This window comes from Litorivivens sp. (assembly GCF_057445395.1).
In genome coordinates, this window is record NZ_JBVBUV010000035.1 from 1 (window position 1) to 12124 (window position 12124).

Sequence of the window (12124 nt, forward strand, 5' to 3'; positions counted from 1 at the left end):
ATTTCTCGGCAAGAGTCTGGCCGACCCTGAACCGGCTCAATGGCGCGTCAAAAAAGACGGCGGCGTATTTGACCAGTTTACCGGCGCCACAATAACGCCGCGCGCAGTCACCAGCGCGGTACACAAGGCACTGCAATACTTTGAAGATAACCGCAAGCGCCTGATCATGGCGGCGGAACAGGAGAACAGCAGCAATGAGTGATGCAAACTATCGCGAGCTGTCCTTAAACGGTCTCTGGAAAAACAACCCGGCTATTGTCCAACTGCTGGGCCTATGTCCGCTGCTGGCGGTCACCGGCACCGTCGTCAATGCTATGGGCATGGCTCTGGCCACGCTATTTGTACTGGTGGCATCGAGCACCTCCGTATCGCTGATTCGTGGCTTTGTCTCTGACGCCGTGCGCCTGCCAGCTTTTGTCATGATCATTGCAGCAGCAGTTACCTGTACCGAACTGCTGATGCAGGCTTATACCTACGAGCTGTTTCAGATTTTGGGTATCTTCCTCCCGCTGATCACAACCAACTGTCTCATTCTGGGCCGCGCCGATGCCTTCGCCAGTAAAAACAGCCTGGGGCCAGCCATGTACGACGGGCTGATGATGGGGCTGGGCTTTGGCGCCATACTTATCGTGCTAGGAGCAGTGCGAGAACTGGTAGGTACCGGAGCACTGTTCGCCAATATGGAGCTCTTATTTGGTGAAGGCGCCAAAAGTTGGAAGATTGTTTTCTTCGAGGACTACAATCAGTTTCTAGTCGCCATTTTGCCGCCGGGTGCATTTATCGTTACCGGGTTGATCATTGCAGTGAAAAACATGATCGATGACGGTATCAAGAAGCGTGAGGCGGCGCGAACCGCCGGGCAGCCGAAAGAAAGCCGTCGCGTTCGCGTAACCGGAAATATCGGTTAGTAACTCGCACTACCGGGTTGCCATGCAGCCCGGCTCACATACTCCACTCCTTTCACTCCAAGGCATCCTGTCGCGCTTGAGCAGTAGTTTCAGCGTGCTTATGCGCAGGCACCACCACCGGCTCAAAAGCGACATCGCGCATGGTTAGCGGCTCTACATCGGTGCGATGGGCCAAGAAATCCGGACGCGGCTTCTGACCACCGAACGGTTCCTGCATCTGGTTCTCAATACTGTTGTAAACAAAAAACAGATTCGAGCGGCTCCAGGGCGACATGTTCATATTGGAGGCATGCAGCGTGTTGCACTCAAACAGCAACAGCGAACCGGGCGGCCCTTTCGGTGCTTCAATACCGCCGCGATTGGCCAGCCAGCGCAACACCGATTTTTCCGGCACACCCAGTCGCTGCTTTTTCAGCGAGTCTTTCCAGTTCTCTTCTGGAGTCGGGTCAACACAGGGCGCAAAGTACTGGTGCGATCCCGGAATCAGCATTAACGGCCCATTAAACTCGTTGTTTTCGGTTAACAGAATTGACGCCGATACCGCTCGCATACGAGGCATGCCATCCTCGCAATGCCAGGTTTCAAAATCCGAGTGCCAGTCAAACCCGCGCCCCTGAAATCCAAACTTGTCGTTGATGCGTGACTGATGAATATACACGTCGCTGCCCAGCAACTGCTGCACCATACCCAATATGCGCGGGTCCCGGGTGAGATTAGAAAAGCGCTGGGAAATTTCGTGCATGGAAAATACAGACCGCAATTCACCGCTATCCGGGTCTTTGATCACATGGTCTGCGGCCATCGCCTCGGCATCGCGAGACAACTCCGCCAGCTCGTCAAAAAAAGGTTCTACCCGCTCGCGCCCAAAAAAACCTTCAAACCAAAGAAAGCCATCGCGCTCATAGCGAGACAAGGCACATTCGTCGAGTGGACCGTGCCAGCGAAAGCGTGCACTGGAGTGAACCACGGGATCAAGCCGGGGAAAGGGCTCCAACGACTCGCCGCGCCGGGTAGGATAAGCGTCTTGCATAGATTCTCCTTGTAAAATTGTGCTGTAACCCTCCTTGTAATAACCCCACCAGTGCAGCCAGATTGCCGAACTGTAAAATCGAGCCTGGTTAATTTTTATCGCGTATTGCCGACCATCAAAAAGGGGGAGCACAGCTCCCCCTTTTCAGCGCCCTACATAACTACGCGGCAAACTTAAACTGCGACACCGCCTTCTCAGGGTGTGAAAAATTGTCTTGCACAAAATCCCAATTCACCACTTTCCAGATAGCGTCCAGGTAGTCGGGGCGAGCATTGCGGTAGTCGATATAGTAGGCGTGTTCCCACACATCAACGGTCAACAATGGCACATAGCGATCACCGGCGATTGGTGTATCAGCATCGTCAGTATTAATGATTTCCAGTTTGTTTTTCTGACCTGCCACCTTCACCAGCCAGGTCCAACCCGAACCAAAGTTGGCCGCAGCCTTGGCATTGAAAGCCTCTTTGAACTTTTCAACCGAGCCAAAGCAATGCTCGATACAGGCTTTGAGCTCACCGCTCGGGCCTTCGCCTCCCGCCGGACTCAGACAATGCCAATAGAAGGTGTGGTTCCAGACTTGCGCCGCCTGATTAAACAGTTTGCCGTCGGCGCGCTTAACGATGTCTTCCAACTCGCGCTTTTCGTCGTCTGTACCTTTTACCAGATCATTGAGTGTATCCACATATTTCTGATGGTGCTTGCCGTAGTGATACTCCAAAGTTTCTTTGGAAATATGTGGTTCCAGGGCATGTTTTTCATAGGGGAGATCGGGCAGTGTAAAGCTCATCGTGTTCCTCCTTTTCTGATTCGATTTTGCTCTGTCGAGACATATCACTAAGTCAATCGACAGACGTCATCTCGATAGAATCAGAGGCTACGCATCATCGCCGCGAGTGGCCAGACCACTGCAACGTAAAAGTCAAAATTGCCTATTTTTTCCGATAAAAATGTGACGATTGCACATGGCGATACCATGTGTAGCGCTCAGCCATTGTGTAATGGCAAATCAATAATTTCTATCACATTGCCGGTGGGATCGCGCACAACCATACGCTCAATACCGTCTACTGCGCGGGCGGGACCAAATACGATGGCGTCGGTGAGTGCACTGATCCGTTGGCAGGCTGCAGTGAAATCGTCGCAAGCTACAGCAAAATGCGGCCCCAACGGCGACTTAAGCGGTGTAAACTCCGGGTTTTCGACCACGTGCAATTCTGCGTTACCCAGCAGATACCAGATACTGCGAAACTGTTCGGCCACGGCGCTGGGGCGCGGCAGTTCAGTCAAGCCCAGAATGTCGCCGTAAAATTGCCTGGCCGCCGCGATATCTGTCACGTTGATTGCCAGGTGCTGCACTCCGATAATTATTCCATCAGCCATCGTCTTTCCTCTGCGTTCGCGGATGATCAGGGGTATCATAGCCAATTGCTAATCTATAACTGTGAACGTCCGGTAACCCCATCTGTGAAAACTGACCTGAATTATGAGGCCGTCATCATCGGCGGCGGCCCGGCGGGATTGATGGCCGCAGAACAATTGGCGGCTGCCGGTAGGCGTGTCGCAGTTTTCGAGCAAAAACCCAGCGTAGGAAGAAAATTTCTCCGCGCGGGAATTGGCGGATTGAACATCACTCATAGCGAACGCCATGATATTTTTTGCTCTCGCTACGCAAACAGTGCCACGGCCATCGCCCCCTGGTTGACGGCTTTCGGTCCAGACGAGCTTGTTCAGTGGTGTCATTCGCTTGGCATTGAAACCTTTGTCGGCAGTTCGGGACGAGTCTTTCCAACACAAATGAAAGCGGCACCGCTTCTACGTCGCTGGCTGCAACGCTTGCGCACTTCCGGCGTTATTGTTCACACCCGTCACCGCTGGTTAGGCTGGGACACTAACGGCGACGTTCTGTTCGAGCATGCTGGCGACAACCGCACCGTACAGACCAAGGCAACGATTCTCGCCGTCGGCGGGGCCAGCTGGGCCGCCCTGGGCTCCGATGGCAGCTGGGCCGAGATCTTGTCAACTCTCGGCATTGCCTGCGAGCCGTTTAAACCCAGCAACTGTGGTTTCAACTCGCCCTGGCCAACCGCTTTCGCCGACGCTCTGGCCGGACAGGCGCTGAAGAATATCGGCCTGCAATTGACCAGTGGCAAGTACCATCGGGGCGATGCTCTGGCCAGCCACTACGGTGTAGAAGGCAGCCTCATCTATGCAGCATCTCGAGACATCCGCGACACCATCGCACAGCAGGGAAACTGCACCATTTACTGGGATTTGCTGCCAGACACACCGCACACTGAACTTCGTGCGTCACTGGCGCGCCGTCGGCGCGGGGATTCAGCCAGCACTTTACTGCGTAAACTCGGTATAAAGGGCAGCAAACTTACCCTGCTCAAAGCGCTTACCCGCAAAGCTGATATGCAAAACCCCGATGCTCTGCCGTCGTTGTTGAAAAAGCTGCCGCAGCAGCTGAACAGCTGTCGTCCCATTGATGAAGCGATCAGCACCGCCGGCGGAATACCGCTTCGCGCGCTGAACGACCGGCTGATGCTGAATGACCTGCCGGGCGTATTTTGCGCCGGTGAAATGCTGGATTGGGATGCGCCTACGGGCGGCTATTTGCTAACCGCCTGCTTCGCCAGTGGGCTGATCGCCGGCCGTGGGGCGCACGATTTCTTGTGCAACCGGACTTGATGACACCTGCCACCAGTGTGGCAATAGTGCGGTGATACCCGGCAAACGGTAGCGATCGTCAATCAGCTCAATGACTCCGCGATCTTCCGGCGTGCGTATCAGACGTCCCGCCGCCTGCACCACCTTCGTCATGGCCGGATAAAGGTATGCATAGTTGTAACCGTTGCCATAGCGCTGCTCCAGTATATTTTTAAGGTATTCGCGGTTTTCATCGTTAGGCGGCAGGCCTAGCGTCGCAATAAATACACCTATCAACTGCTCACCCGGCAGGTCGATACCCTCACCAAATATACCGCCAAGCACACAGATACCAATGCCGGGCTGAGCATCGCTGACGTACGCTATAAATTCCCGGCGCTGGGCATTAGTCATGGCGCTGTGCTGCCGACGTATTCTCAATTCCGGGAAATGCAGGCGGCAGTAATCATAAAAAGCATCCACATAGGCCAGGCTACTGAGAAATACCAGGTAGTTACCCGGCACCGCCGAACATTGCCGTTTCACGCGAGCTGCCAACAGTGGCAAACTGCGATCGCGGCGATCCAGTCGGGTACTGATATTGGTGACCAGCCGCAGATCTATCTGCTGACTATTGAAAGGACTCGGAACGTCCTGCCAGCGCGTGTCCACCGGCATTCCCAGCAAATCGCGATAGTACTGTGCGGGATTGAGTGTCGCGGAAAACAGTACCACCGCGTGCGCAGTCTTAAACCGCTCGGCAATGTGGTCTGCAGGAATAAGGTTATCAATGCTCAACACACCGCTGCCGGTCATGTTCTGTTGCCCCCTGGCGGCGTGCTCAAAACCCAAGGTGCACAGCGAGTGGTCACCGAAAGATTCTGCCAGACGTAAGAATCCGAGCGCGGTAAACAGCACTTCCTGAATGTCTCTGGCACGATGATTGTCACTGAGATATTCAGTGATGGCGGCAATGAGGCCATATAGCGCGTCGTTAAGCACATCCGGCACGTCCTCAAGGCGATAGTGGGGCGCCGTGTCTTCCTGCTCAAGGTAGGGCTTGATCAGTTCGCGCCAGGCGGATTCCAACTGTCCCAGCGGCTTGCGCAGCGCCGCAGGCGGTTTGCGAATCGTGTAGAGCAGTGCCGCCTCGGACAGCCGGATGCTGTACATGGCCCGCGCGCGGTCAATCAGGTTGTGCGCCTCATCGACCAATGGCACCACACGCCAGTTATTTTGTTGCGTTAATGCGTACAGTAAGGCGTGCTGATCAAAATAGTGATTGACGTCCGCCACCACCACATCGCACCAGTGCGCCATTTCCTGCGCCAGGAAATACCGACATAGACTGTGTCGACGGGCAATGGTCCGCAGGGCATCAGCATCCAGAAAGCCACAGGCTATCGCCTCTTCCCGCGCGGCGGGCAATTTGTCGAAAAAGCCATTTGCCAGCGGACACGAATCACCATGACATGCCGCCTCCGGATGATCGCAACTTGCCTCGAGTGCACTCAGTTCAAGCACCCTGATGGGCACCGGCTCGGACTGCGCCTCCACGATTCGCCGCATGCCGTCCAGCGCCAGGCTTTTACCGGTATTGCGGCAGGTCAGATAAAACACTCGATCAAGCTGCTGAACTGGCAGCGCATGCAGGGCGGGAAACAAGACCCCAAGGGTTTTTCCGATCCCGGTGGGGGCCTGCAACAGTAACGAATTGCCACCGTGCAATGCCTTGTACACCGTTTCGGACAGCAGCCGTTGACCCGCACGAAACCCCGCAAAGGGAAACTGCAGCATTTTCAGGGCGTTATCGCGCGCGCTGCGATGAGCCTGCTCCTGCGCCAACCAGAGCCGATAGCGCCTGCAAAGTTCTGTTAGAAACGCCCAGAGTTCGTCAGCTTCGAGAATCTCGTCGTCGTGGGATTCCTCTTCCCGGCGAACTTCAAAATAGGTGAGTCGCAGCCTGATATCGGCCCTGCTAGTCTGTCGGCAAAACAAGGCGCCATACACTTTAAGCTGCGCCCAGTGCAGCGCGCGCTTACCGGGACCAATACGGGTCAGCTTGCCGCGATGGGTTTTGATTTCTTCCAGGTAGCAATCGCGAACATTGGCATAGTAGCCATCCACCCTGCCGGAAACCTCCAGCCCTTCACACTCTGCTCGCAATGGATACTCGGCCACATAGGGATCCGGGCGACGTTCCTGCACGGTACGGTGACCCACAATACCTTCCACAGCACTGGGCGCAGGCGTGTATCGAAATTCAAGGCTGCCGGTGCGCGCTGCAAATTCGCACAGTGCGTTAACGGACACGGAATTCATACGGGCTGGTAGCTCACATTCAACACCGACACTTCCACACCCATGGCCGAAAATGCCTGCAGCCAAAGCGTCTGATGATCCTGCAGGCGATCGCCCGGCCCTTTCACTTCAATCAGGCGGTAGCTCTGAGCTGCTGTGTCGAACTCAATCAGATCCGGCATCCCGCTGCGATGATGACGCAGATCACTCAGCAGGTGAGCGAAAATTTGGCGCAGATCGGCTGCCGGTATCAACGCTAATGCCAGCTCCAGCAGCTCGTCGCTTAGCGCCGTCCAATTCACCAATCGGCAGGCCGTTCCGTATTTGTGCTGCCACACAGTTCTAATTGTCGATTGATAGACGAGGCTGTCCAGACTACTCAGTCGCGCGGCCAAAGCCTCACGCCGACGGTCAACAAAATCTGGCCGGAATAAATCTGCCGGGCCAGCCTGAAACGGATGAAAGAATGCCCCGGGCAAAGGGGTGAACAGCTCATCCCAGCACAACAGACCCAGCAAACCTGGGAACAACGCATTCTCCACATAAAAGACTTTGATGCCCGGTTGTGCACTCAAATGCTGCACCACCGCCTGCTCCACTCGCAAGCCAGCACTGTGGGCCGAAGCCGGCAGACACAGTTGCGCGCAATCTATTTGCGGTTTTTGTTTGGGCGCGGACGCCGCATTCACACGGCGCATTACTCTGGATTCGATGCGCTGCAGATGGAGTTTGCTCAGGGGTAGCCTGCAGCTGCTCAGCGCCCGCTCAAGCTCCGCGACCAGCACGCTAGTCTCGGCCGACTTTTCCAGCAGGCGCAAGCGTCGAATACAGGCCTCTTCCAGCCGGCTGGTGCGGTACAAGGCCACAGCCAGTGCAGAATCACCTGCCCGCTCGGCCTGTAATGCAAGCTGAAAAATCACTTTATCGCGCCGATGCGCAAGCCAATCGCTATCGATCGGAGAGGGCAAGATTGCCAGCGCCTGTCGCACATCACCACTGCTTTCCAGCGTCTGCTGACAGGCCGCCAACGCCAGCGCCGCATCGACCTCACGGCGCGTGCGAAAGGCCCTCGAAGACGGTGAAAACTCAACCGGCTCGTAGTGCTGATGACCTAGCTCCGTGAGCACAAACTCGGACCAATCCTGATAGACATTTCCGAAAAACATCACCCGCAGACGATCAAATAAGGCCTGGCAGGCCAGCGCAACAAGGGAAAATGGTGCCTGTGGCCACCAGACTTCGAGCGTTTGCCCAGCGCTTTCCAACGCGCTCAAATGCGATAGAAGTTCTGACTTTTTCAGGTTTGTGGCCACCGGTGTAGCCCGCCCTGCAAGCAGCTGGCGCAATTCTGCAACGCGGCAGAGCCGATGCAGGGTTGCGGCGTCGCAGTGCGGCTGCAGATCGACAAAGCCCGCTCGACTCAACTCAGCCAGTGCATCACGAACATCGTCAATTTCAGTGTATTGCAGGGCATCGCTGCGAAAATGTTCGCCTTTACGCAGTAGCATCCGCGCCAGCAACGCCCGTGCCGGTCGCGGCAGGTGCAGATAACGTGTCAGCTGCGCAGATTCTTCCGCCACCAACAAGTCGCTGTGGTGCTCGACAACCCAGCGCACCACAGTTTCCATATTGCGCAGGTAATAGAAAGGGTCTTCCAATGGCGCCGCCAGCGGGCGCACGGTTTCAGTCACGACGACGGCTCATCCAACCTCGCGCCGGATACGCTGTGCTCCTCACACGCAGCCGGCCACAATACATGTATATTAATACAGTATTTATACGCGATCTGAGTGCGGATGAATAGCCCTGCCCGTACTCTGGCGATATTCCGCTAACCGACCTTATTCGGCGCGGCTGACTAGCGAGCGGTCAGGCGGGCAAAGCCGCCAGTGAGATCCTGTAAGGATTCGCTTTGAAGGAAGGCAGCGGCTGCAGAATCGCTGCGTAAATACGCATTCAGAAAGGAGACACTGGCTGCGTTGACCATTGTCAGGGCATCTCGCTGAGGCGCCTCCTCCCGTTCGGGGCGGCAGATCAGATTGCCTAGGTAATGGTCTGCTCCCTCTACCACCAGAGCGAACTGCTGGCCACCCGGCGCGGTTTCATGGGACATAAGGTGCATGCGCCAGTCAGGCCAGAACTGAGGATTCGTGTCCCAGGTACCGGTCGTCACCAGTACCGGACCACGCATGTTCAGCCAACTGCGCTCATGAATAACGTCAAACATCGGGCCCGGTGGCGACAGTGCAATTACCCCCACTACACGGGGGTCACCCGCCCGCGAAACAGCGCCTTCGTCAGACGCTATCGCGCCCGCAAATTGCTGGGCCGTGAAGGCACCAAACGAATGCCCAGCCACCACCAGTTTGTTAACCTGCAATGCAACCCCCTGCGGCAGTTGCGCTTGGATGCTACCGAGGTTATCCATCAGGAATTGAAGATCGGCAGCGCGGGCATCGATCAAGCCAAGCTGGCCGAAACGCAGACTGTTGAAAATTCCACGCGCCATACTGCGACCATCCAAGTGGGTCGGTGCAATCACCGCGTAGCCATGGCTCGCCCAGTGCTCCAGAAGCCGGTCGTACTTGTGACGATCAGACCAATTGCCGTGTGAGAAAAGCACAACCGGTATAGCACCCTGCGCATCTTGCGGCCACCATACCCGCAACTCGATGGTTTCGTTTGCCAGCTCGGGTGCCGCCAACGTCAGCCCATCAACAACTTGAGGTTTATAAGGCCCCGCCAGATATCCCGGAATGGATACCAGTGCATCGCGTGAAGCCGTCAGCGGCTTTGCATCTGCTTGTGGCAGCGGCTCACTGCCGCAGCCGAACACCATCACTACCAACACCATGACTAGCCTTCTCATGGCGCGCTACCTGCCTGCAGAAATTCGCGTGTTAATCGCGCACTGAGCCGCGGTTTTTCCAGCGGCAGCAAGTGTCCCGCCGCGGGGATGATATGACTGACAACGTTGGGAGAAGACACTAGCAATGTCTCAAAGCGCTCAACATGGGTGACCGGCAACTGCGGGTTTTGCTCACCCCATAGGATCAACACGGGCACTTTTACCGCCGCCAACACAGGCGCGGGTTCGCCTACATCAAAACTGCGCATACGGTTCATCTCCGCTTTGCGGTTTCCACTATGGCGAAACATGTCGTGAAACTCCTCAACCAAGGCATCACTGACAACAGACGGGTCGTAAACCATCCATTCAATAAATTTTCGATAAGCCATTTCCGGGACAAAATAGAACACCCGATGAAACCAATCGGGAATCGCGCTGGCATTGCGCCTGCTGCTCTGCTCACGCTTGAGCCCTCCGGAATTGACCAAAACCAGCTTTTCAACCTGATCGGGATAACGCGCGGCATAGTGAAACGCGATATTGCCACCGAGCGATGAACCCACCAGGGCCACCGAGTCCAACCCTAGCGCGTCGAACAAGCCCGCTAGCAAGGTCAGGTCGCGCTCCATACTGTAATCGTGCTTTGCATCCGGACCCGTGAGGCCGTGGCTGGTCATATCAAATCTCAGCACGGTGAAATCATCAGCCAACTCGGGCAACCAGCCATCCCACATACGGGCATTGAAATAATGGGAGTGAATCAACACCACTACTGGTGCCGACTTCAGCGGCAAGCCTTCAAGTCGATAGGCCAACCGCGTGCCATCTACGGTTTCAAACCGCAGGTCGCCACCTCGGTATTTCTGGGTCAGGGTTTCGGTGGGGATATCGCGCCATGCAATTGCCGCATAAAGCCCATAAGCCACCACCAGCGCAAATAGGCCGAGCAAAACGCGCCCCAGTATGTGAGCAAACTTCCGGAGCATCAGGTGCTCATCATGGCGGCAAGGCCTGCGGCCATTTCATCAAGTACCTGTGAAACCGGGGGACGCTGGGCGGCAATCTCCCACCAGGCTTTTAATGTCGGCGTTGGTGCCAGGATATCGGGCTCCCCAAAAACGGCAGGCACCTTGACCACGTAAAAAAGGATCGGCGCCAGCAGGCAATCCAGAAAGCCGAAATCGTCGCGGTTTACCGCGTGCGGCTGCGCGAAGAATTTCTCCAGCACCGCCAGTTTCTCTTTCATGGCTCCCAGATTTTTAGCAATCGCCGCCTTGTCGCCACTTTTCAACTTCAACTCAAGAAACAGCGGGAACAGTGCCTGGGCAAGGTCGAGGTCGGTATAGCGCCCGACACTGCGCAGCCACGCGCGCTGCAGGCCATCAGCCGGCAACAGCGCCTTATCGGAAAAACGCTCGTCCAGAAACTCCAGGATCGCACTGGATTCCACCAGATAATTGCCGTCAACTTCCAGTGTCGGCACTTTACCGGTCGGCGTAAGCGCCTTAAAGGCTTCTGAAGCCAGGCCATACTCAGGCGCGACGACGGTGACTGGCAGCGCCCCTGCGTTGATCTGGATACGCACACGCGCAGCGTAGGGGGAATGAGGAACACTAAAGAGCTTCATGATGATTATCCAATCAGATGAATTCCAAGGGCCGCATTGACAAACAGCCCCAACCAGATGGCCCATACCCAAGGGCGGCACCGCGCTACCGAATCAGCCATCGTGTCATTTACCTTGTCGCTGGGCCCTTCGGTCATCAATTGCAGAAACGCAGGCACAAAGGGTTTGAGATTGATTCGAATCGCAATACCACAACCTACCAGGGCCGCAAACACGATGATCTTCCACGCTACCCAGTCGGCATGAATGGGCGCATCACCGGTCAAGCCCAGCACAGCAAATAGCAACAATGCAGTCACCACCACGATCCGGAAGATAAGATCGAATTGACTCAGGCGCGCGGTAAACGCCTTCCCTTCATTGAAATACAATACCAAGACATTGCTGAGCCAGACGGCAGCCAACAACCAGACAAGCGGGAGCCCCCAGGCCGGTAGTTCGAGCAGCCCCATCAATACCGCCATATGCAAACCGAGGGGCAGAATCAGCGGCATACTCATTTTCGGCCCTTGATCGCAGGCCAGCATGATCTTCAGTGCAATGGCACGTGCTTCAACACCTATGTCGCGATTCACTACGTAGCGGCTGGCAACAAAGGTGCCCAGGTCACCGCCCAGCCAGTAGACAAATGCGACGATATGGGCAAACTGCAACAATAGAAATTCAGTCATGCGGAGTATGTAGCCTCGCTAGTTCAGCCGTGATTGCCGGCTAAGTTTGGTTGCCACCAGCCGAACTGGAAGCCAACAACCATAATA

12 protein-coding genes are annotated in these 12124 nt (G+C 55.8%); 3 read left to right on the forward strand and 9 right to left on the reverse strand.

The genetic code is table 11. The features are described 5' to 3' along the window. Together AC222A_RS11150 and AC222A_RS11155 are read left to right on the forward strand one after the other, a co-directional pair. Positions 1-202, forward strand: a 202-nt coding sequence (locus tag AC222A_RS11150; protein WP_486774993.1) for an RnfABCDGE type electron transport complex subunit G, incomplete at its 5' end; no start/stop codon positions are given. Further along, positions 195-908 (forward strand): electron transport complex subunit E, encoded by a 714-nt coding sequence (locus AC222A_RS11155; protein WP_372764407.1) that lies wholly within the window; start codon positions 195-197, stop codon positions 906-908. The genes AC222A_RS11150 and AC222A_RS11155, both read left to right, overlap by 8 nt. Positions 909-960: 52 nt before the next feature. Here the strand turns inward: AC222A_RS11155 and thpD are convergent, their stop codons facing one another. From thpD to AC222A_RS11170, 3 genes are all read right to left on the reverse strand, one after another. After that, positions 961-1938, reverse strand: a complete 978-nt coding sequence (gene thpD / locus AC222A_RS11160) for an ectoine hydroxylase (protein WP_372798171.1) — start codon at positions 1936-1938, stop codon at positions 961-963. A 160-nt stretch (positions 1939-2098) separates the two neighbouring features. Next, positions 2099-2725, reverse strand: a complete 627-nt coding sequence (locus AC222A_RS11165) for a superoxide dismutase (RefSeq protein ID WP_372749134.1) — start codon at positions 2723-2725, stop codon at positions 2099-2101. Between the two features lie 197 nt (positions 2726-2922). Further along, complete coding sequence (locus tag AC222A_RS11170) at positions 2923-3318, reverse strand: VOC family protein (protein WP_372749133.1); 396 nt, start codon at positions 3316-3318, stop codon at positions 2923-2925. 84 nt (positions 3319-3402) lie between these two features. Here AC222A_RS11170 and AC222A_RS11175 point away from each other — a divergent pair, with 84 nt between their 5' ends. Next, on the forward strand, positions 3403-4629 hold the full coding sequence (locus AC222A_RS11175) for a TIGR03862 family flavoprotein (protein ID WP_372749132.1): 1227 nt from the start codon (positions 3403-3405) through the stop codon (positions 4627-4629). On the opposite strand, the gene AC222A_RS11180 is transcribed toward AC222A_RS11175, so the two are convergent. The 6 genes from AC222A_RS11180 to AC222A_RS11205 all read right to left on the reverse strand — a co-directional run bounded on the left by AC222A_RS11180 (position 4558) and on the right by AC222A_RS11205 (position 12037). Then, positions 4558-6909 (reverse strand): ATP-dependent DNA helicase, encoded by a 2352-nt coding sequence (locus tag AC222A_RS11180; RefSeq protein WP_372749131.1) that lies wholly within the window; start codon positions 6907-6909, stop codon positions 4558-4560. The genes AC222A_RS11175 and AC222A_RS11180 overlap by 72 nt on opposite strands. Beyond that, positions 6906-8579 (reverse strand): VRR-NUC domain-containing protein, encoded by a 1674-nt coding sequence (locus AC222A_RS11185; protein ID WP_486774994.1) that lies wholly within the window; start codon positions 8577-8579, stop codon positions 6906-6908. Before AC222A_RS11185 ends, AC222A_RS11180 begins: the two co-directional genes overlap by 4 nt. Before the next feature lie 167 nt (positions 8580-8746). Continuing rightward, positions 8747-9757, reverse strand: a complete 1011-nt coding sequence (locus AC222A_RS11190) for an alpha/beta hydrolase family protein (RefSeq protein ID WP_372764638.1) — start codon at positions 9755-9757, stop codon at positions 8747-8749. After that, positions 9754-10725, reverse strand: coding sequence for an alpha/beta fold hydrolase (locus tag AC222A_RS11195; RefSeq protein ID WP_486774995.1), 972 nt, complete (start codon positions 10723-10725; stop codon positions 9754-9756). Before AC222A_RS11195 ends, AC222A_RS11190 begins: the two co-directional genes overlap by 4 nt. Continuing rightward, on the reverse strand, positions 10725-11366 hold the full coding sequence (locus AC222A_RS11200; protein WP_372750469.1) for a glutathione S-transferase family protein: 642 nt from the start codon (positions 11364-11366) through the stop codon (positions 10725-10727). Before AC222A_RS11200 ends, AC222A_RS11195 begins: the two co-directional genes overlap by 1 nt. A 5-nt stretch (positions 11367-11371) precedes the next feature. Beyond that, positions 11372-12037 carry a hypothetical protein gene (locus tag AC222A_RS11205; RefSeq protein ID WP_372750470.1) on the reverse strand — a complete coding sequence of 222 codons (666 nt, stop codon included), beginning with the start codon at positions 12035-12037 and terminating at the stop codon, positions 11372-11374. Positions 12038-12124 lie beyond the last annotated feature (87 nt).

Excerpts from the sequence above, each read along its gene's own strand:
- AC222A_RS11200 (WP_372750469.1), bottom strand. The coding sequence starts at position 11,366 with ATGAAGCTCTTTAGTGTTCCTCATTCCCCCTACGCTGCGCGTGTGCGT.
- AC222A_RS11205 (WP_372750470.1), bottom strand. The coding sequence starts at position 12,037 with ATGACTGAATTTCTATTGTTGCAGTTTGCCCATATCGTCGCATTTGTC.
- AC222A_RS11155 (WP_372764407.1), top strand. The coding sequence starts at position 195 with ATGAGTGATGCAAACTATCGCGAGCTGTCCTTAAACGGTCTCTGGAAA.
- AC222A_RS11195 (WP_486774995.1), bottom strand. The coding sequence starts at position 10,725 with ATGCTCCGGAAGTTTGCTCACATACTGGGGCGCGTTTTGCTCGGCCTA.
- AC222A_RS11180 (WP_372749131.1), bottom strand. The coding sequence starts at position 6,909 with ATGAATTCCGTGTCCGTTAACGCACTGTGCGAATTTGCAGCGCGCACC.
- AC222A_RS11190 (WP_372764638.1), bottom strand. The coding sequence starts at position 9,757 with ATGAGAAGGCTAGTCATGGTGTTGGTAGTGATGGTGTTCGGCTGCGGC.
- AC222A_RS11170 (WP_372749133.1), bottom strand. The coding sequence starts at position 3,318 with ATGGCTGATGGAATAATTATCGGAGTGCAGCACCTGGCAATCAACGTG.
- AC222A_RS11165 (WP_372749134.1), bottom strand. The coding sequence starts at position 2,725 with ATGAGCTTTACACTGCCCGATCTCCCCTATGAAAAACATGCCCTGGAA.
- thpD (WP_372798171.1), bottom strand. The coding sequence starts at position 1,938 with ATGCAAGACGCTTATCCTACCCGGCGCGGCGAGTCGTTGGAGCCCTTT.